Source organism: Nocardioides alkalitolerans DSM 16699 (genome assembly GCF_000426525.1).
In the GTDB taxonomy this organism is placed as follows: domain Bacteria; phylum Actinomycetota; class Actinomycetes; order Propionibacteriales; family Nocardioidaceae; genus Nocardioides; species Nocardioides alkalitolerans.
In genome coordinates this window covers 1-18,292 of record NZ_AUFN01000012.1, presented here as the reverse complement: position 1 = coordinate 18,292, position 18,292 = coordinate 1, and the positions used below count along the sequence as shown (strand labels likewise).

General features: G+C 73.3%; 20 protein-coding genes. 7 read left to right on the top strand and 13 right to left on the bottom strand.

Translation table 11 applies throughout. The features are described 5' to 3' along the window. Positions 1 to 29 precede the first annotated feature (29 nt). The 8 genes from K329_RS0109795 to K329_RS0109760 form a co-directional block, all read right to left on the bottom strand. Positions 30 to 911 carry an acyl-CoA thioesterase gene (locus K329_RS0109795; protein ID WP_028472896.1) on the bottom strand — a complete coding sequence of 294 codons (882 nt, stop codon included), beginning with the start codon at positions 909 to 911 and terminating at the stop codon, positions 30 to 32. 73 nt (positions 912 to 984) lie between these two features. Further along, complete coding sequence (locus K329_RS25930) at positions 985 to 1,938, bottom strand: PAC2 family protein (protein WP_043642951.1); 954 nt, start codon at positions 1,936 to 1,938, stop codon at positions 985 to 987. 122 nt (positions 1,939 to 2,060) lie between these two features. Beyond that, positions 2,061 to 3,548: an amino acid permease gene (locus K329_RS0109785; RefSeq protein ID WP_028472895.1), complete on the bottom strand. Its 1,488-nt coding sequence runs from the start codon at positions 3,546 to 3,548 to the stop codon at positions 2,061 to 2,063. A 79-nt stretch (positions 3,549 to 3,627) separates the two neighbouring features. Continuing rightward, on the bottom strand, positions 3,628 to 5,532 hold the full coding sequence (gene dxs, locus K329_RS0109780; protein WP_028472894.1) for a 1-deoxy-D-xylulose-5-phosphate synthase: 1,905 nt from the start codon (positions 5,530 to 5,532) through the stop codon (positions 3,628 to 3,630). 77 nt (positions 5,533 to 5,609) lie between these two features. Further along, the gene (locus K329_RS0109775; protein WP_043642948.1) at positions 5,610 to 6,572 is read right to left on the bottom strand and encodes an SMP-30/gluconolactonase/LRE family protein; all 963 of its coding nucleotides are present in this window, start codon (positions 6,570 to 6,572) and stop codon (positions 5,610 to 5,612) included. A gap of 30 nt (positions 6,573 to 6,602) precedes the next feature. Continuing rightward, positions 6,603 to 6,974: a hypothetical protein gene (locus tag K329_RS0109770; protein ID WP_028472892.1), complete on the bottom strand. Its 372-nt coding sequence runs from the start codon at positions 6,972 to 6,974 to the stop codon at positions 6,603 to 6,605. 52 nt (positions 6,975 to 7,026) lie between these two features. Next, entirely contained in the window at positions 7,027 to 7,437 is a 411-nt protein-coding gene (locus K329_RS0109765) for a secondary thiamine-phosphate synthase enzyme YjbQ (protein ID WP_028472891.1), read from the bottom strand. A gap of 68 nt (positions 7,438 to 7,505) precedes the next feature. Further along, positions 7,506 to 8,744 carry an MFS transporter gene (locus tag K329_RS0109760; protein WP_028472890.1) on the bottom strand — a complete coding sequence of 413 codons (1,239 nt, stop codon included), beginning with the start codon at positions 8,742 to 8,744 and terminating at the stop codon, positions 7,506 to 7,508. An 89-nt stretch (positions 8,745 to 8,833) separates the two neighbouring features. On the opposite strand from K329_RS0109760, the gene K329_RS0109755 reads away from it, so the two are divergent. Next, positions 8,834 to 9,418 (top strand): ArsR/SmtB family transcription factor, encoded by a 585-nt coding sequence (locus K329_RS0109755; RefSeq protein WP_028472889.1) that lies wholly within the window; start codon positions 8,834 to 8,836, stop codon positions 9,416 to 9,418. A gap of 71 nt (positions 9,419 to 9,489) precedes the next feature. After that, entirely contained in the window at positions 9,490 to 10,275 is a 786-nt protein-coding gene (locus tag K329_RS0109750; protein WP_028472888.1) for a GNAT family N-acetyltransferase, read from the top strand. A 29-nt stretch (positions 10,276 to 10,304) separates the two neighbouring features. Here the strand turns inward: K329_RS0109750 and K329_RS0109745 are convergent, their stop codons facing one another. Beyond that, positions 10,305 to 10,619, bottom strand: a complete 315-nt coding sequence (locus K329_RS0109745) for a thiamine-binding protein (protein ID WP_028472887.1) — start codon at positions 10,617 to 10,619, stop codon at positions 10,305 to 10,307. Positions 10,620 to 10,702: 83 nt separating this feature from the next. On the opposite strand from K329_RS0109745, the gene K329_RS0109740 reads away from it, so the two are divergent. From K329_RS0109740 to K329_RS0109720, 5 genes are read left to right on the top strand one after another with little or no spacing between them, the layout of a single operon-like run. After that, positions 10,703 to 10,939: a hypothetical protein gene (locus tag K329_RS0109740; protein ID WP_157571667.1), complete on the top strand. Its 237-nt coding sequence runs from the start codon at positions 10,703 to 10,705 to the stop codon at positions 10,937 to 10,939. Beyond that, positions 10,932 to 11,996 (top strand): hypothetical protein, encoded by a 1,065-nt coding sequence (locus tag K329_RS0109735; protein ID WP_028472885.1) that lies wholly within the window; start codon positions 10,932 to 10,934, stop codon positions 11,994 to 11,996. The genes K329_RS0109740 and K329_RS0109735 overlap by 8 nt, the downstream gene beginning before the upstream one ends. Before the next feature lie 10 nt (positions 11,997 to 12,006). Next, on the top strand, positions 12,007 to 12,252 hold the full coding sequence (locus K329_RS0109730) for a hypothetical protein (protein ID WP_157571666.1): 246 nt from the start codon (positions 12,007 to 12,009) through the stop codon (positions 12,250 to 12,252). Continuing rightward, positions 12,249 to 13,205, top strand: a complete 957-nt coding sequence (locus K329_RS0109725) for a hypothetical protein (protein ID WP_028472883.1) — start codon at positions 12,249 to 12,251, stop codon at positions 13,203 to 13,205. Before K329_RS0109730 ends, K329_RS0109725 begins: the two co-directional genes overlap by 4 nt. A gap of 23 nt (positions 13,206 to 13,228) precedes the next feature. Further along, complete coding sequence (locus K329_RS0109720) at positions 13,229 to 14,218, top strand: hypothetical protein (RefSeq protein ID WP_157571665.1); 990 nt, start codon at positions 13,229 to 13,231, stop codon at positions 14,216 to 14,218. Between the two features lie 695 nt (positions 14,219 to 14,913). Here the strand turns inward: K329_RS0109720 and K329_RS0109710 are convergent. From K329_RS0109710 to K329_RS31235, 4 genes are all read right to left on the bottom strand, one after another. Continuing rightward, positions 14,914 to 15,543 carry a hypothetical protein gene (locus tag K329_RS0109710; protein WP_028472881.1) on the bottom strand — a complete coding sequence of 210 codons (630 nt, stop codon included), beginning with the start codon at positions 15,541 to 15,543 and terminating at the stop codon, positions 14,914 to 14,916. 232 nt (positions 15,544 to 15,775) lie between these two features. Beyond that, the gene (locus K329_RS29480; protein ID WP_028472880.1) at positions 15,776 to 16,591 is read right to left on the bottom strand and encodes a hypothetical protein; all 816 of its coding nucleotides are present in this window, start codon (positions 16,589 to 16,591) and stop codon (positions 15,776 to 15,778) included. Continuing rightward, positions 16,588 to 17,115, bottom strand: a complete 528-nt coding sequence (locus K329_RS25915) for a SigE family RNA polymerase sigma factor (RefSeq protein WP_043642940.1) — start codon at positions 17,113 to 17,115, stop codon at positions 16,588 to 16,590. The genes K329_RS29480 and K329_RS25915 overlap by 4 nt, the downstream gene beginning before the upstream one ends. Before the next feature lie 454 nt (positions 17,116 to 17,569). Further along, positions 17,570 to 18,292, bottom strand: a 723-nt coding sequence (locus tag K329_RS31235; RefSeq protein ID WP_043642536.1) for a hypothetical protein, incomplete at its 5' end; no start/stop codon positions are given.

The window sequence follows — 18,292 nt, the reverse complement described above, 5'->3', positions numbered from 1 at the left end:
GGGCCGCGACCCGCGCGGGGTCGGCCGGCTCAGGCCTGAGGAAGCCGTGAGGGGTCGGTGGGACGGATGAGGCCCTCCTGGGCGACGCTCGCCACCCTCTCCCCCGCCTCCGTGTAGATGCCGGCCAGGGCGAGGCCCCGGGCACCCGCCGACGACGGCGACTCCTGGTCGTAGAGCCACCAGCGGTCCGCCCGGAACGGGCGGTGGAACCAGACCGTGTGGTCGAGCGACGCCGGCATGACCGTCGGCGAGTTCAGCGTGATGCCGTGGGGCACGAGCGTCGCACCGAGCAGCGTGAGGTCGCTCGCGTAGACGAACGTGGCCTGCTGCAGCGCCCGGTCCTCGGGGATGTCCCCGTCGACGCGCACCCACATGCGCGCCCGGGCGGGGTGCTCGGGGTCCTTCGGCAGCCCCATCCCGGTGATCCCGACGTACCGCACGTCGAGGGCCGACCACTCGCGCTTCCACTGCTCGACGTCGGCGTCGTCCGCCTGCGAGCTGATGATGTCGGCGAGCTTGATCGCCTCCGACGGCGGCGCGACCTCGGGCGCGGCCGCCTGGTGGCTCAGGCCCTCCTCCTCCACGTGGAAGCTGATCGTCACGTAGAAGATGTCGCGGCCGTGCTGGCGTGCGACCACCCGGCGGGTCGAGAACGACCGGCCGTCGCGCAGGTTCTGCACGTCGTACACGATCGGCACGTGCGGGTCGCCCGGCAGCAGGAAGTAGGAGTGCAGGGAGTGCGCCGAGCGGTCGTCGGGCACCGTGCGGCACGCGGCGACGAACGCCTGGGCGGCGACCTGCCCGCCGAAGACGCGTTGCCGCGAGGTGTCGGGCTGGCGCCCGCGGAACAGGTTGACGTCGATCGTCTCGATGTCGAGCAGGTCGAGCAGCTCGGCAGCGTTCTCGGTCATGCGGACGCCTTTCGGTACGGCGGGGTGGCGCGGGTGACGGTCGGGTCGGTGGTGCGGGTGGTGGCCGGGCCGGTCAGGAGCGGTCGTCGGCCTGGTCGGGCCCGTCGAGGCCCGCGAGGAACTGCTCGAACTGGCGGCCGATCTCCTCTCCCGACGGGATCGGGGTGTCGGGGGCGAGCAGGTTGGAGCCCTGCTCCTCGGCGCGGTGGAACGTGTCGTACTGGCGCTCCAGGCCCAGCACGACCTCGCGCACGTCGTCGTGGTCGCCGAGGTAGTCGGCGACCTCCGCCTCGGTGGTCTCCGCGGCGGCCTTCAGGTCGTTGAGGTCGATCGTGAGGCGGGCGACGCGCTCGACGTACTCGAGCAGCGCGACCGCGGCGCGCGGGTAGCCCATCTGCGCCAGGTAGTGCGGCACGTGCACGACCGCGCCCTGGAGGACGTGGCCCCACTCGCCGAGGCGCACCTCGAGCAGCGCCTGCGCGCTGGAGGGCACCCGCAGCTCGCCCTGCCAGGCGGACACGCCCGTGACCAGGCTGGTGTCGTTGGCGTGCTCCGTCAGGGCTACCGGACGCGTGTGGGGCACCGCCATCGGCACCGCGGCGAGCGTGATCACCTTGGCGACGTCGAAGCGCTCCACGACGGCACGCACCGCGCGGGCGAACGCCTCCCAGCGGATGTCGGGCTCGGGGCCGAGCAGGAGCAGGTACGGCGACCCGCCCGCGTCGCGCTGGAGCCGGACCACGAGGCGCGGGGCCGCGTAGTCCTCGTAGTGGTCGCGCACGAAGGAGATCGGCGGTCGCCGGGCGCGGTAGTCGTAGACCTCGTCGACGTCGAAGGTCGCGACGACCCGGCCGGCGTCGTCGGCCAGCAGGTGCTCCGCCGCCAGGACCGAGGCGCGGCCGGCGTCGAGTAAGCCCTCCAGCGCGACGACGAGCACCAGGGGCTCGTGCTCCGCCCCGAGGGTCTCCCGCTCGTCCAGCTCGGGGACCTCGTCGACGATGTGGACCAGACGCTCTGGGGCGCTCACTGAACTCTCCTCGGCTTGCGGGTGCTGCGTGCGGCGAGGGCCAACGGTAGTCGGCCCCGGACACCCGCCCGGTGGGCAGGCGGTCCAGGGCCAACCGTGGCGGGACCCGATTGCTTCCCGCGCTACTTGCCCGCGGCCGCCGCCTCCACGGCGAGGTTGCTGCGACGCGAGCCGTACGCGAAGTACACGACGAAGCCGATGGCCATCCAGACCGCGAAGCGCACCCAGGTCTCGCCGGTCAGGTTGAGCATCAGGTAGCCGCAGAGCAGCACCGAGAGCGACGCGACGACGGTGACCGCCGGGGTGCGGAAGGCCCGCGGCAGGTCGGGGCGCGTGCGGCGCAGGATGACGACACCGATGCTGACCAGGATGAACGCGAAGAGCGTGCCGATGTTGACGAGCTCGCCGAGCGTCTGGAACGGCACGAAGCCGCTCATGAGGGCGACGGCGACACCGGTGATCATCGTGATGCGGTACGGCGTGCCGAACTTCGGGTGGACCTTCGCGAGGCCCTTGGGCAGCAGGCCGTCGCGCGACATCGCGAACGCCACCCGCGTCTGGCCCATCATGAGGATCATCACGACGACGGTGAGCCCGATGCAGGCGCCGATGCCGATGAGGTCGGCGATCCAGCCCTGGCCGACGGCCTCGAAGGCGTCCGACAGCGGCGCGGCGCTCTCCGGGTCGATGTCCTCGTAGCTCTGCATGCCGGTGATGACCAGGCTGACCGCGATGTAGAGGCCCGTCACGATCGCCAGCGACGAGAGGATGCCGATCGGCACGTTGCGCTGGGGGTTGACGGTCTCCTCGGCCGTGGTGGCCACGACGTCGAAGCCGATGAAGGCGAAGAACACGATCGACGCACCCGCGACGACGCCGGCCACGCCGTACACGGCGGGGTCGAGCCCGAAGATCGACGAGATCAGCGGGGTGTGCCAGAAGCCGCCCTCGGCCTCGCTGGCCGGCTGCGACGGCGGGATGAACGGCGAGTAGTTCGACGCGCTGATGTAGCCGATGCCGGCGATGATCACGATCGCCACGACGGCGAGCTTGATGGCCACGACGACCTGGTTGATGCGGCTCGACAGCTTGATGCCGCCGATGAGCACGCCCATCACCAGCAGCGAGATGATCACGGCCGGCAGGTTGACGACGCCGTCGCTGGCGCTGGTCAGCTGGCTCGGGATCGCGAAGGCGGTGCCCTCCAGCAGGCTCACCAGGTAGCCGGAGAAGCTCGTGGCCAGCGCGGCCGAGCCGACCGTGAACTCGAGCACGAGGTCCCAGCCGATCGTCCACGCCACCAGCTCGCCGACGGTGGCGTAGCTGAAGGTGTAGGCGCTGCCCGCGACCGGCACGGTCGAGGCGAACTCGGCGTAGCAGAGCGCGGCGAGCGCGCAGGCCACGCCGGCGATGGCGAACGACAGCGCGATCGCCGGGCCGGAGTTGGAGGCGGCCACGGTGCCGGTGAGCACGAAGATGCCGGCGCCGATGATGACGCCCACCCCGAAGACCGTCAGGTCGACGGCAGTCAGGTTCTTCTTCAGCTGGTGCTCGGGCTCTTCGGTGTCGGCGATCGAGCGCTCGACGGACTTGGTACGGAGGACGTTCACGCCGGGACCGTACGCCCCCGGTGGGCCGCGGCGCGAGTACGCGCAGGGGTGTTTCGCGCCGCGGGTCGGCCGGCTCGGGTCAGCCGGTGCGGTCGACGTCGACGAGGTGGCCGCCGTCGGCCAGCGCGGTGATGTCCTCGACGCAGACCCGGGCGAGCGTCTGGGCGTCGAGGCCGATCCGCTCCAGGATGACCCCGCGCTTCGCGTGGTGGAGGAACTCCTGCGGGATGCCGTGCACCCGCACGGGCGTCGTCACCCGGGCGTCGTTCAGCGTGCTCAGCAGCGCGGCGCCCACGCCGCCGACGCGGCCGTTGTCCTCGACCGTCACGACCAGGCGGTGGGAGCGGGCCAGCTCGACGAGGGCGGGAGACACGGGCATGACCCAGCGGGGGTCGACCACGGTCACGCCGATGCCCTGGGCGTCGAGCCGCTCGGCGACCTCGACGGCCGTCGTGGCCATCGCGCCGACGGCCACGATCAGCACGTCCTCGGCCCCCGTGCGGACGACGACGTCGACGCCGTCGCGGTGCTCGAGGGTGGGGATGTCGGCCGGCGGCGGCCCCTTCGGGTAGCGCACGACGGTCGGTGCGTCCTCGACGTCGACCGCCTCGGCGAGCAGCTCGCGCAGACGGGTCGCGTCGCGCGGGGCGGCGAGCCGGAGACCCGGCACCACCTGGAGCACCGACATGTCCCACATGCCGTTGTGGCTGGCGCCGTCGTCGCCGGTGACCCCGGAACGGTCGAGCACGAACGTGACGCCGCAGCGGTGGAGGGCGACGTCCATCAGCACCTGGTCGAAGGCCCGGTTGAGGAACGTGGCGTAGACGGCGACGACGGGGTGCAGCCCGGCGAGCGCCATGCCGGCGGCCGAGGTCGCGGCGTGCTGCTCGGCGATGCCGACGTCGAAGGTGCGGTCGGGGAAGCGGCGGGCGAAGGCGTCGAGCCCGACCGGGTGGAGCATCGCCGCCGTGATGCCGACGACGTCGGGGCGGCGCTCGCCGATGGCGACGATCTCGGAGGAGAACACGTCGGTCCAGCCGGGCGCCTTGGGGTTCTCGACGCCCGTGCCGACGTCGAACGGCCCGGGCGCGTGGAACTGGTCGGCCTCGTGGCGCTCGGCCGCGTCGTACCCGTGCCCCTTGCGCGTCAGAGCGTGCACGATGACCGGTCCGTCGAAGCGCTTCGCCTGGGTCAGCGCGTGCTCGAGGGCGTCGCGGTCGTGGCCGTCGACCGGCCCGACGTACTTCAGCCCGAGGTCCTCGAAGAGCCCCTGGGGCGCGATGGCGTCCTTCAGGCCCTTCTTGATGGCGTGGAGCGCGTCGTACGCCGCCGGGCCGACGCCGGGCACCGCGGTGAGACGGCGCTTGACGAGGTCGAGCACGTTCTCGTAGCGGGGGCTGGTGCGCAGCGCGGTGAGCGCGGTCGCGAGCCCGCCGATGGTCGGGGTGTAGGAGCGCTCGTTGTCGTTGACGACGATCACCAGGCGGCTGTCGTGGGAGATCGCGATGTTGTTCAGCGCCTCCCAGGCCATGCCGCCCGTGAGGGCGCCGTCACCGATCACGGCGACCACGTGCCGGTCCTCGCCCTGCACGGCGTAGGCCTTCGCGAGGCCGTCGGCGTAGCTGAGCGCGGTGGAGGCGTGGGAGTTCTCCACGATGTCGTGCGCCGATTCCGCCTGGCTCGGGTAGCCCGAGAGGCCGCCCTCCTGCCGGAGCGTGTCGAACTGGCCGGCCCGGCCGGTGAGCAGCTTGTGGACGTAGGTCTGGTGGCCGGTGTCGAAGACGACGCGGTCGTGGGGCGAGGCGAAGGTGCGGTGGATGGCCAGCGTCAGCTCGACGACACCGAGGTTGGGCCCGAGGTGGCCACCCGTGCGCGCGCAGGTCGCGACGAGCACGTCGCGGATCTCCTGGGCGAGCTCGTCGAGCTGGGATGCGGTCAGTCCGCGGAGGTCCTCCGGCGTCGTCACCGACTCCAGGTAGCCCATCTGCTGCGTCCTTCCGTTGCCCGTCCGTGCTGCTCGACCCCGGTCGAGGGCCGTCGGCCGAGTGTATCGGGGTGGCCTCAGAGGTCGACGTACGCGACGGCGGCCTCGTGGAGGCTGCCCAGCCACACCCGTCCGTGGTGCTCGCGCACGCCCGTCACCATGTGGAACGCGCGGCGGGCGGCGGGCTCGTCGACCACCACGTCGTGCACCCGACGGCCGTCGCCGTCGAGCGCCAGGACGCGGATGGTGCGCTTCGGCGCGGGCTGCAGCCGCTCGGGGATGCTCGTCACGCCGCGTCGGACCCACAGCGGAGCCCGCTGCACGGTGCTGACGACCGGGTCCGTGGGACTGGCGAGGGTCACCCAGACGAGGCCGTCGCTGCCGCGGGCGATGTTGTCGGGATAGCCGGGGAGGTCGTCGGCGAGCAGGTCGCGCTCCCCCGCCCGCGGCCCGGTGAGCCAGCGCCGCACGACGGTGCGCAGCGAGGTCTCGGCGACCGCCACCCACGACTCGTCGGCCGCGAGCGCGACGCCGTTCGCGAAGGCGAGGCCGTCGACCAGCACGTCGACGACGCCGGCGGGGGTACGGCGCAGCAGCCGCCCCGTCCGGGTCAGGCGCACCAGGTCGTGCTTCCACTCGTCGATGCCGTGCAGCAGGGACGAGTCGGAGAAGTAGATCGTGCCGTCACCCGCGACCGCCGCGTTGTTGCAGAACTTCATGGGCCGGCCGTCGACGTCGCCCACCAGCACCTCGACGCCACCGGAGCGTGGGTCGACCGCGAGCAGGCCCCGTCGGGCGTCGCACACGAGCAGCCGACCGTCGCCGAGCAGCTCGAGCCCCAGGGGCCGACCGCCGGTGTGGGCGATCCGGGAGATGTGCCGGGCGTCGTGGCTGATGCGCAGGACGGCGCCGTCCTCCGTGCCGGTGAACACGGCCCCCTCGTCGGCGCCGTCGGTGCCCACGAGGACGTCCTCCGCGCCGTACCCGGGCACCTCGACGATCCGCAGGCGGCTTCCGGTCACGTGGCGCGCGTCACTCATCGGGCCAGTCTGGACCACGGACGAGCCCGTTCACAGGCGGGCGCGGAACCGGCGCCCGCGTGCCGCCTCCTCGACGAGGCGCACCGACCGACGCACGCCGAGCAGCCGCGCCTCCTCCACCTGCCAGGTCAGCACCACGGCGTCGATCCCCGGCTCGTCGAGCAGGCCGGCGAAGGTCGTGCGGGTCTCGGCCAGCCCGCGGCGTACGGCGACCACGCTGCCCTCCACGTGCAGCACCGCGAAGCGGGCCAGCACCACGAGGTGGCGGCGCAGCTGCTCGTGCAGCCGGTACTCCGGAGGGCAGAGGTCGAGCAGCCAGCGGTGGGCGGTGGACTCCCAGTCGGGAGCACCGGGGGGCCGCACCTCCCCCGGCCAGCCCGGCGGGGCGACGTACTCGGGCACCGGCCCACGGTATCACCCGAATCGAACAGGTGTTCGACGCCGGAGGGGTCGGTCAGCCCGCGAGGAAGGAGAACCGCACGTCGCGCACGGTGTTGTCGACGTTGAGGTCGACGAGGCAGAGGCTCTGCCAGGTGCCGAACGCCATCGCGCCGTCGATGACGGGGATGCTCGCGTACGGCGGGACGAGCGCCGGGAGCACGTGGGAGCGACCGTGGCCGCGGGACCCGTGCCGGTGGCGCCAGCGGTCGTCGGCGGGCAGCAGGTCGCCGAGGGCGGCGAGCAGGTCGTCGTCGCTGCCCGCCCCCGTCTCGAGGATCGCCAGGCCCGCGGTGGCGTGGGGCACGAAGACGTGCAACAGGCCCTCGCGGGCCCCGACGTCGGCGAGGAACCGGGCGGCGTCGGCGGTGAGGTCGAGGACGACCTCGCGGCCGCCGGTGGTGAAGGACGTGGTGCGGGACTCCATGACCCCGATCGTGCCGCACGCGCCCAGCGCGTCCCGCCACCGCGCGGCGCGCCCCACGGGCCGTCCGCTCAGGCGGTCGCCTCCGCCGCGGCGATGCGGGCGTTCGTGACCTGGCCGAGGAGCGGCAGCAGCGTGAGCGACAGCCCGGCGGCGAGCAGGAACACGAGGTCGAGCCCGGCGACCTGGGCGACGAGGCCGCCGAGGGCGGCACCGATCGGCATCGTGCCCCACGCGAGCAGGCGGTAGGCGCTGTTGAGGCGGCCGAGGAGCGCGTCGGGGGTGATGCGCTGGCGGAGCGACACCGTCACCACGTTCCACACCGCGATGGTGAGCCCGTTGAGCGCGAAGAGGCCACCGACCAGCACCACGTCCGTCGTGACGGCGGGCGCGCCGAGGGCGACGGCCCCGACGGCGATGCACAGCAGCAACGAGCCCGAGCGCCCGAGCACGCGGGCGACCCAGGGCGCCGCCAGGGATCCCACGACCGCGCCGACGGCCCCGGCCGTCAGCAGCAGGCCGTACCCGGGCTCGGTCAGACCGAGCGGCGAGCCCGGCCCCACGGCGTAGAGGACGAAGACGGCGAAGACCGCGCTGGATCCGAGGTTGAGCACGCCGACCATCACGGCGAGGGTGCGCAGCACGGGGTTGCCGACCAGGAACCGCAGACCCTCACCGATGTCGGCGCGCAGCGTCGTGCGCACGGCGCGCTCCACCCGGAAGGTGCCCCGCACGAGCGCCAGCGCGCCGATGGCGGCGATCCACAGCAGGGCCGGTGCGCCGAGCGCGACCCAGAGGCCGGCCGCGACGAGCAGCCCGCCCAGGGGAGGACCGACGAACTGGTTGGCGGTCAGCTCGGCGGCGTAGAGGCGGCCATTGGCCCGGTCCAGCGCGCCGCGCCCGACGACCTGCGGGAGGATCGACTGCGAGGCGGTGTCGTAGAACGTCTCGGTGACACCGACGACCAGCGCCACGACGTACAGCAGGGCGAGCGAGTCCAGGCCGCCCAGCCAGGTCAGGGAGAGCACGGTCACCGCGAGCACACGGACCGCGTTCGCGGCCAGCATCGCCCGCCGCCGGTCGACGCGGTCGGCGATCGCTCCTGCCGGCAGGGCCACCAGCAGCCACGGCAACGTGAGGGCCAGCGCCACCCCGGCCACCAGCAGGGGCTGGTCGGTCACCCGCACGGCCGCGAGCGGGAGCGCGATCTTGAGCACTCCGTCGGCCAGGTTCGACAGCGTCGAGGCCGTCCACAGCCACCAGTACGACGCGGAGAGCCCGGCAGAGGGCGCGGCGACCGGTGGGCTCATGGCAGCACCCTACGAAGTGGTTGGAGTTCTGCCAATCACTGAGGCGAGCCCCCTGGCTGGTCGGTCGGGACGTGCGTACGGTGGGCCGCGTGGACGCCGACCCCGCCGTGCCCGACCGCCGCCCCGCGACGGTCGCCGAGGCGCGGGCGCTCGCCCACCCGGTGCGGCTCCGCATCCTGCGGCTGCTCGGCGAGACCGACCTGACGAACCGCGAGCTCGCCGACGTGCTCGGGCGCGACCCGGCCACCGTGCTGCACCACCTCCGGCAGCTCGTGGCCGCCGGTTTCGTGGAGCCCCTCGACGTACGACGCGGTCGGCGCAACGCCCGGGAGCGGCCCTACCGGTCCACCGGCCGGTCGTGGTGGCTGTCGGCCCCCGAGGAGGAGACGCCGGCGGGCCCCCTCAGCGAGGGCCAGCGCGGGGCGACAGCCGCCCTCGCCGCCCTCCGGGACGAGCTCGACGACGCCGGGGGCGACGCCGTGGTGGGCATGGCACGGTTCGTGCTCCACCTCTCCCCGACCGACCTGGCCCGCCTCGACGCCGAGCTGCTCGAGGTGCTCGACCGCTGGCAGCTCGGTGACGCCGAGCGGCGCGACCAGCCGGCGTACGGCGGGTTCGTGCTGCTCCACGAGCTGCGTCCGGGTGTCGGACCCGGGAGCCCGGCCCCCGACTGAGGGTCTGTGACGCTCGTCGCGTCGGTCCGGCTCGGCCCCGGGAGCGCACCGCACCGCCCTACAGTCCGCGCATGGAGGTCATCTCGCTCGGCTGGCGCACCGACCTGGCGCTGCTCGAGCTCGCCGGGTCGACCGTCGAGCACCGCAGCACCCACGTGGTCGTGCGCACGCCGGCCAGCCCGACGTACGCCGGCGGCAACTTCGTGCTGCTGCGCCGGGCGCCCCTGCGCCGGGACACGACCGACTGGCTGCGCCGGTTCACCGCCACGTTCCCCGCCGCCACCAGCTACGCCTTCGGGATCGACGACCCCGAGGTCTCGGGCGACGACCTGCAGACCTTCGGACGCCACGGCTTCGACGTCACGACCGCCACGGTGATGACGGCCCGCGCCGTCCGGGACCCCTCGCGCACCTACCCCGGCGCCCTGCTGCGCCCGCTCACGACCGCCGACGACTGGGAGCAGCGCGTCGACCTCGCGGCGGCCTGCGAGCTGTCCGACGCCTCCCGCGCGTTCCGGGCCTTCGCCGTACGGCGGGCCGCCCTCAAGCGGGGCCTCTCCGACGCGGGTCGGGGACGCTGGTGGGGCGCCTTCGCCGGCGGGCACCTCCTGGCCGCCGTCGGCCTGGTCGACGTGGGCGCCGGCCTGGCCCGCTTCCAGGAGCTCGAGACGCACCCCGAGGCACGGGGCCGGGGCCTCGGCACGTCGCTCGTGCACCACGCCTCGGCCGCGGCGCTGGCGCGTCCGGAGATCAGCACGCTCGTGATGGTGTCCGACTCCCCCGCCGCGCGTCGGGTCTACGAACGGGTCGGGTTCGTGGCCACCGAGCGGCAGGCGCAGGCGTCGCGCCGCACCTGACCCACCGCTCCCCGCGCGGCAGGAGGGGGCTAGGCGGACGCGTCGTCGACCGCGAGCGCCGCGTCGATGCGCTCGACCTTGGCGTCGAGCTGACCCGTCCACCCGGGACGGATGTCGGCCTTGAGCACGAGGCTGACGCGCGGCGCGACCTCGGCCACCACGTCGACGGCCTGCTTCACGACGGCCATCACCTCGTCCCACTCCCCCTCGATCGTCGTGAACATCGCGTCCGTGCGGTGCGGGAGACCGGAGGCCCGCACCACCCGGACGGCGGCGGCCACCGCGCGGGTGACACCGCCGTCGGCGTCGGCGACGGAGGGGCTGATGCTGAAGGCGACGAGCATGGCCCCAGCATGCCTCCCCCTCCTCCCGGCAGCGCCCGCGAGGGTGTGTCCCCGCCAGGTTTCCCGCCAGTAGGGTGACCGCCATGTCACGACCCTCCCTCGAGACGCTGGCCTCCCGGCTCGACCTCCCGGTGGCGTCCCTGGCCGTCCTCGAGGCGTGCACGGACGACGAGCTGGCGGTGCTCGACGAGGCCGTCGCGCTCGCCGTGATGGCCGAGGACCAGGCGGTGGAGCACGGCCTCGACGCCGCCGTCCGGTTCGTCCCCCGTCCGTTGCGGGGCCGGGCGCGCAAGCTGGTCTTCGGGAGCGAGCGTGGCTGACGACGCCCGCGACGCCGCCACCCGGCTGGCCACGCGGATCGAGATCGCGAAGCTCGCCCACGAGCTCGACCTGGGCGCCGACGAGCTCGCCTTCCTCGAGGACCGCGACCCGCAGCCGGTCCGGCGGCTGCGCCAGGACGTCTCGGCCGCCCTCTACGCCCGCCACGAGACCCGGTTCCGTCGGCTCGCCGCCCTCAGCGCCGCCGTGCCCGTGACGATCGCCGTGAAGGCCGCCCAGCTCGCGGTGGGCCCCGTGGTGAGCGCCCGCATCGCCGCGTCGATGCCGCCCGACGAGGCCGTCCGGATGGCAGGCCGGTTCTCCCCCGACTTCCTCGCCGACCTGACGCTGTCGCTCGACCCCACCCGCGTCGAGGCGATCATCCGCGAGCTCGACCACGACCTGGTCACGAAGGTCGGCCGCCTCCTGCTCGCCCGCGGCGAGCACCTCGTACTCGGTCGGTTCGTGTCGCTGGTCGACACCGCTCCTGCTCTGGCCGTGGTCGACGGGGCGAGCCCGGGCGACCTGCTGCAGGTGGCCCTCTACGCCGAGGACCGGTCGGCGCTGTCGGTGCTCGTGCTGGCCCTCCCCGTCGAGGTGGTCGCGGCGACCATCGACGACAGCCACGCGACGGGCACGCAGACCGACGCCCTCACCCTGCTCACGTCGCTGGACGACCCGGCGCGGACCCGGGTGATCGCCGCCCTGGCCACGCTGCCGGCCGACCGCCAGGACGGGTTCCTCCGTGCCGTGGTCGCCATGGCCGCCTGGCCCGAGGTGCTGCCGGGCGTCGGCGGGCTCGACGACGAGGCGCTGGGCGTCCTCGCCAACGGGCCGACGACGGCCGACGCCGCCGTGCTCGACGAGGTCGTCGCCGCGGCCCGCGCCCTCGACCGCCCCGACCTCCTCGCCCGGCTGCTGCTCGCGCTCGACGCACCCCACCGGGAGCAGCTCGCCCGCGCCCGGGTCGTCCGGGACGCCGACCTGGTCGCCTGGGTCCGCGACGGCGCGGGCGACGACGCCGCCCGGGTGGACGCCCTGCTCGCCGACCTGGCCTGACGCGACCGTGGTGACCTCCGTGCCCCCGCCGCTCGACCGCATCGCGTCGCGCCTCGACGTCGACCCGGAGGAGATCGCGTTCCTCGGGCGGTTCGACGACCTGCAGCTCGAGCTCCTCGACACCGCGCTCGGCATGGCGCAGCACACCGAGGACCTCGAGGTGCGCCGCAGCATGCGCGACGCCGTCGGCTTCGTGCCCGCCGTGCTGCGGCGCCGGGTGATCGCCACCCTCTTCCCCCGGGACGCCCCCGCGTGAGCGCCGCGAGCCCCGCCCGGCCCGCCGGGCCCGTGCACGACGGCCGCAGCCGGGTCGAGCTGGCCAAGCTGCGTCACGAGCTCAGCCACGACGGCGACGACACGACCCTCGACTTTCTCGCCGCGCTCGCGCCGAACGAGGTGCGGCTGCTGCGGGAGCGGGCCGCCGCGGCGCGCTTCACCCGGCACGAGGGTCGCTTCGCCCGGCTCGCCGGCCTCACCCGGCTGCTGCCGGTAGCCCTGTGCGCCCGGGCGGCCGAGGCGGTGCTGGGTCCGTTGGTGAGCGCGCGCACCGCGTCGGTGATGGAGCCCGAGGACGCCGTGCGGCTCGCCTCCCGGATCTCGCCCGACTTCCTCGCCACCCTCACGACCTACCTCGACCCCGCCCGCAGCGCGGCCATCGTCCGCGAGCTCCCGGAGCCGCTGCTCGTCGCCGTCGGCCGCCGCATGCTGGCCCGGGGCGAGCACCTGGCCCTGGGCCGGTTCGTCGGCGTCGTGCCCACCGACGCCAACCTCGCGGTCGTGCACGACGCCCCCGGACTGGCCCTCCTCGAGATCGCGCTCTACGCCGAGGAGCCGGACGCCCTGGACGCGGTCGTCGGCGCCCTGCCGGACGACGCGCTGCGCCGCATCCTCGTCGACGCCGTCGACGAGGGCCGGGCCGACGACGCGGTGCTGCTGCTGGGCAACGTGGGCCTCGACGCCCGGGCACGGGTCTTCGAGCTGCTCCCGGAGCTCGCCGAGGGCCACCAGCGGGCGCTGGTGCGCGCCGTCGTACGACGTGGCGCCTGGACGGAGGTGCTGCCGGTCCTCTCCCTCATCACGCCCGCCGCGCTCCAGCACCTCGTGCGGGTGCCGGAAATCGCGGATCCGGCGCTCCTGGCCGCGCTGGTGCCGCAGGATGGGGACGTGCCCCTCACCCCCGCCGTACCGCCCCCGTGGCCGGCCTCCTGACCCGCCCGCCCGCTGTCCGGGCGGTGACGAGGGAGCTCGGCGTCGACGTCGCGCGCGGGGTGGCCGTCGTGTCGATGTTCGTCGCCCACTTCGCCCCGGTCGCGGGCCCGGGCGAGGTGCTCAACCTCAGCGAGTACCTGACCGCCCCGCTGTTCGCTCTCCTCATCGGCTGGGGCGCCCAGCTGGGCCGTGGGCGGGAGCGGGAGGCGTGGTCCGTCGTGGTGCGCGCGACGGTGCTCGTCGTCGTCGGCCTGCTGCTCGAGCGGGCCGGGGCGCAGATCGTCGTCGTGCTGGTGTGGCTGGGCCTGCTCACCCTGCTGGCCGGGGTGCTCGTGCGGCTGCACACCGTGCTCGTCGCCGCCGTGGGCGTCGCCGTCTTCGTCGCGGCCCCCCGCGCGCTGGAGCAGGCCCGGGAGTGGGTGCTCGAGCGGCTGATGGCGGGGCAGCCCACCGACGGGTTCCTCGGCGAGACGCTCGAGCTCACGGTCGCCGGGCCGTACTACCGCCTCAGCGGCCTGCTGCCGCTCGCCTGCCTGGGGATCCTCCTAGCCCGCCACTCCGGCCGCATCGTCACCACCGTGACGCTGCTGGCGGCCGCGGTCGGCGCGGTGGCGCTCGCCGGTGCCCAGGCGGCCGACGAGGTCCAGATGGCGCCCTACACCGGCACCCAGCTCGTCATGGTCTTCGAGGTCTGCCTCGTCGTCGCCGTGGTCCAGGGGTGCCGCACCGTCGCCCCGCTGCTGGGCGGCTTCGGCCGCCTCAGCGCCACCGTCGGCGCGATGACGCTGTCGCTGTACGTCGCGCAGGTGCTCCTCGCCGCCTGGTACGTCGCCGACCGCCCCCTCGAGTTCCGCGACGACTCCTGGTGGGTGCTGGGCGGCATGGTCGTCGGCTCGTACGCCCTCGCGGCGGCCTGGCCCCGCGTCGTACGGCGTGCGCCCTGGTCACGGGGACCGCTCGAGGGGCCGGTGCGCGCGCTCGTCGAGGTGCCGGTGCCGGGCCGCTCGCGCTAGGTGGTCAGTCGGGCGGCACGGACGCGCAACCCCGACGCGGGGTGTTCCGTACGCTGCCGCGAGGCGTGGAGAAGGGCTTCCGGCTCCGCCGCACCTGGGGTTCAACGACCACGCTGACGTGGTGCCGGACGAGCACCGTGCTGCTCGGGGGACGCGATGAGTTGGATCCGGGCCACCGTGGGCGCCGTCGGCGGCGCCGGTGCGTGGGGCTCGCCCTCAGTGCTGTGACGGCAGTTCCGGCGCTTGCCGTCGTCCTCGATCGCCTCGACGACGAGCGCGGGGACGCCTCTGGCGACTACGGAGTGGGACTCCCCTACGGCCCCGGCGTCACGCCCGCTGTCGACGTCAGCAGCGTCGACGTGGAGTGGGCCACCGTCCAGCAGGTCGGGAGCGACTACCTGGTCGAGCCCAGAATGTCTTCGTCTACGTCCGCGAGTACTCACGATCGGACGATCGGCGTGACCTCAACGTCGCTGAATGGTGCTGACGCGCCAGACCGCTGTCGGTCCGCGCACGGTCTCGAAGTCCGAACGTCGGGTCTCCGACACGGCCAACGACATTCCCTGACGGTCGATCCGCCCTACCGATGCCCCCGGCCACCACGGTTCGAGGCACAAGCCAGTCCTCGACCACGGTCGGAGCCGGGAGGGTCCCTCCAGTTCCTCCTATCGCCCCGGGGCTCCACCTCGCTGCTCCTAGGGTGCGGTGGTGGCGTTGTCGATGAACTGGCGCCTGACGGCTGGGTTGGGTCGGTTGTCGACGATCTTCTGCCCGACCCAGCGCGTCGTGACCTCGATATCGTCGACGACGTTGACGTCGTCGATCTCGCATCGGTTGTCGAAGCGGAAGAGGACGTACTCCTGGGTCGTCGACCAGGTGACGGGCAGGCTGTACGAGGTTCCCGTCGGGTACGGGGTGCATGAGGATTCGGCGATGGGGGCGCCTGGGCGTTCACCCCAGGACAGGTAGCCCCATCCGGGAAAGGCGTCCATGCTAATGATCTGGGATGCGCGCCGGTCGACCGATCGGCTGTACCCGAAGAGGTCGTCGATGTTCAGCCGGACGTAGGTGACCGCGTCGGTGCGTGCGACCTCGATGCTGCGGATGTCGATGCTGCCGGGCAGGGCACGGCTGTCGGGTAGCGGTGGCGGGGTGAAGGCTGGACCGGCGCTGTCGTACTCGGCGAGCTGGATGTCGTTGCGGGCGTCCGGGTAGGTCCCAGAGGTGATGGGCTCTGTTGCATGGGCCGGACCGGCCAGGGTGGCGAGTGCCGTCACGCTGAGGACCGTGAGCAGCGAGAACGTTCTCGCGAAGCGTGTGCGCATGATTCTTCTCCTCGTGCATCTAGGTGAGAGTGCTGTGAGTGGAGCCCGTGCAGAACGGGGGCGTCGACCGGTGGGCGGCCGGTGGAGGTTCCCGAGCGCCGGGCCCGGTGGCGCCGGGCCCGATGGCGCCGCGCCCGCGGGTGTTCGGACGTGGGCGCGCGGCGAGGACACCAGACGCACCATCGACGCGCATCGGGGGCAGTGCCGACTCCTTCGAGGCATGGGCAGGGGGTCAGAACGGTGCGGGGGGTCGAAGCCGCTCGTCGCCGCTGATCGCGAGCAGCTCGGACTCCTCGAGCGTGAAGCTGGTGATCGGGTCGAAGCCGGAGAACGCGAGGAACGACGAGATCCGCAACCGCAGGACTGTCCCGTCGGTACGGCGCACGGCGACGCTGCGGGGCATGGGGGCGCTCGCGGACTGCTCGGTCACCACGACGGCCTCCAGCACCCCGTCGGGCAACGCGTCCTCGAGGGGGACGCAGCCGGGACGATCGGCGATCTCGCCGAAGAGGGCCTCGCAGGTGAGCGGCGTGGAGGTCGGGTAGAAGTCGACCAGCAGGCTCCCCCGTCCGTCCTGGCCCGCCTCGGCCCACGGCAGCTCCATTCCCCACGATCGCGGGAGCCCGTCGATCGTCTGGGTGCGGTTGTCCCACACCGTCGTCTCCGGAACCTCGCCCACCCGCTCGGCGCCCAGGAGATCAGCCAGCGCGTCGCGTACCGACTGGTGGTCCGTGGCCTGCTCCTCTTCCTTCTCCGTGCTCGGTGTCTCAGTGGGCGTATCGATGGTCGCGTCGGTGGGTGCGTCGGTGGGTGCGTCGGTAGCCCGATCCGCCGGAACTGGTGCGTCATCGCCCCCGGGCGGGACGAGCATCCAGCCGAGACCGACGGCCAGGACGACCGCTGACGCAACGGTGGCTGAGCGCAGACGTCGACGGCGTGTCCGGAACCGGTGGACGCGGTCCAGGTCGTCGACCACCGGCACGAAGGGCACCGGCACGGAGGCGAAGAGGTCCTGGGCCAGCTGCTCGTCGGACGTGGGGTGGTTCATCGCTGCCCTCCGAGGGAGTCGTGCGGGGTGTGGTGTGGGGCCTCGAGAGCGCGGCGCAGTCGCGCCAGACCGTCGGAGGTCTGGCTCTTGACGGTGCCCTCGCTGATGCCGAGCTCGGCTGCCGTGTCCGCGACCGAGAGCCCCCACAGGTGTCGGAGCACGACCACGGCCCGCTGACGTGGCCCGAGGTCACGCAACGCGGCAAACAACAGGTCACGGACCTCGGGCTCCACCCCCGTCGGCACCGACACCTGGGTGTGCGAGGCCGGAAGACCGACCCTTTCGCGCCGCCACGGTCGGCGGGTCTCGTCGAGGTGGGCGTTCACCACGACCCGTCGGGCGTAGGCGTCGGGCGTCGAGGTCCGCACCACCCGCGGCCAGGCCACATAGAGCTTCGCCAACGCGGCCTGCACGACGTCCTCGGCGCGGTGGTGGTCGCCTCCCAGCAGGTAGGCCGATCGATAGAGATACCCCCTCCTCGCGGCCACCCAAGCGGCGAAGTCCTCGTCGCGTGTCCGTGCCATCAGTCCCCCATCACCGTCGCTCCTGCCCGCTCCTCCCCTAAAGACGGAACCCGGACCACAACGGTTGGGCGCCGACGCGAACCCACACTCACCGGGTACCTGGCCGGCCCCGGACGATGAGCCCCTGGACGAGCCGGGGAGGCCCGTCGAACCCCGAGGTCACCCGCGGTCGGACGCGCCGACATCTCACCTGGCGCCCACGGTGTCGAGCAAGAACACGCGCTACGACCGTGACGACGCGCGGTCGAGCACCACCCCGCCGCCATGGCGGCAGCCCACGCGGGTCACGCCACCACCGCCCGGCTCGTGGACGCCATGCGATCGCTGCCCACGCAGCAGTTCGTCGAACGACCTGACCGACAGCCGTCGTCGACCCGCACAGCCGCCGTCTGCCGGACGCTCCACACGATGCCCGATCGTCCCCGGTGGGGGCGGTCGATGCGGCGGCTGCAGATCAGCGCACGGTGAAGGTCCTCGTCACCGTCGACGGCAGGACGTTGCCGTTGCCGCGGTGGTCGATGACGGCGCGGTAGGTCCCGCGAGGAAGCGCCGGCAGCCGGAACATGTGGTCGACCGTGCGCGGGTGCGACTCCCGGACACCCGAGTACCAGACCCCGCGATTGCCTTCGTACAGCTTGACCGTCATCCTCCCCGGCTGCGGTACCCCGACGGTGCTGGCGCTCCCGTGGTGAAGGCCCTGGACGCGGAGCAGGCCGGTGTAGCGGGGGGTGGATGTCCGCACGAACGACGACCCGACCCATGCCCGACCGCGGTCGACCTGCATGCGGTGCGTGACGCTGAGACCATCACCGGCGCGACCGTCGGTGTCGAGGACGAACGTGGCCTGGTGCGCCCCCACGGTGACCTGCTCCGGGGCGTACGCGAGTCCCTGCTCGGTGCCGCCGGGGGTGTCGTCGTACTCGTAGTCGGTGCGCCGGACGATCCGTTCGATCGTGTTCGTCTTTCCGGTGAGGTCGTCGATCGAGGTGAGCGTGCCGCACCAGCTGGCGACGCCCTCGGCGACGACGTTCAACGCGACGAAGGGGAACTGGGCGGGACCGGCCCCTTCCATGTACGGCCACCGCGTGGGGGCGTTCAGCGCGAGTCGCGGCGCCTCGGGTGCGGTCAGGAGGGAGGTGTCGACCTCGGGCAGCGACAGCTCGACCTGGGACCCCTC

Excerpts from the sequence above, each read along its gene's own strand:
- K329_RS0109795 (WP_028472896.1), bottom strand. The coding sequence starts at position 911 with ATGACCGAGAACGCTGCCGAGCTGCTCGACCTGCTCGACATCGAGACG.
- dxs (WP_028472894.1), bottom strand. The coding sequence starts at position 5,532 with ATGGGCTACCTGGAGTCGGTGACGACGCCGGAGGACCTCCGCGGACTG.
- K329_RS0109775 (WP_043642948.1), bottom strand. The coding sequence starts at position 6,572 with ATGAGTGACGCGCGCCACGTGACCGGAAGCCGCCTGCGGATCGTCGAG.
- K329_RS0109765 (WP_028472891.1), bottom strand. The coding sequence starts at position 7,437 with ATGGAGTCCCGCACCACGTCCTTCACCACCGGCGGCCGCGAGGTCGTC.
- K329_RS0109760 (WP_028472890.1), bottom strand. The coding sequence starts at position 8,744 with ATGAGCCCACCGGTCGCCGCGCCCTCTGCCGGGCTCTCCGCGTCGTAC.
- K329_RS0109750 (WP_028472888.1), top strand. The coding sequence starts at position 9,490 with ATGGAGGTCATCTCGCTCGGCTGGCGCACCGACCTGGCGCTGCTCGAG.
- K329_RS0109745 (WP_028472887.1), bottom strand. The coding sequence starts at position 10,619 with ATGCTCGTCGCCTTCAGCATCAGCCCCTCCGTCGCCGACGCCGACGGC.
- K329_RS0109740 (WP_157571667.1), top strand. The coding sequence starts at position 10,703 with ATGTCACGACCCTCCCTCGAGACGCTGGCCTCCCGGCTCGACCTCCCG.
- K329_RS0109710 (WP_028472881.1), bottom strand. The coding sequence starts at position 15,543 with ATGCGCACACGCTTCGCGAGAACGTTCTCGCTGCTCACGGTCCTCAGC.
- K329_RS29480 (WP_028472880.1), bottom strand. The coding sequence starts at position 16,591 with ATGAACCACCCCACGTCCGACGAGCAGCTGGCCCAGGACCTCTTCGCC.
- K329_RS25915 (WP_043642940.1), bottom strand. The coding sequence starts at position 17,115 with ATGGCACGGACACGCGACGAGGACTTCGCCGCTTGGGTGGCCGCGAGG.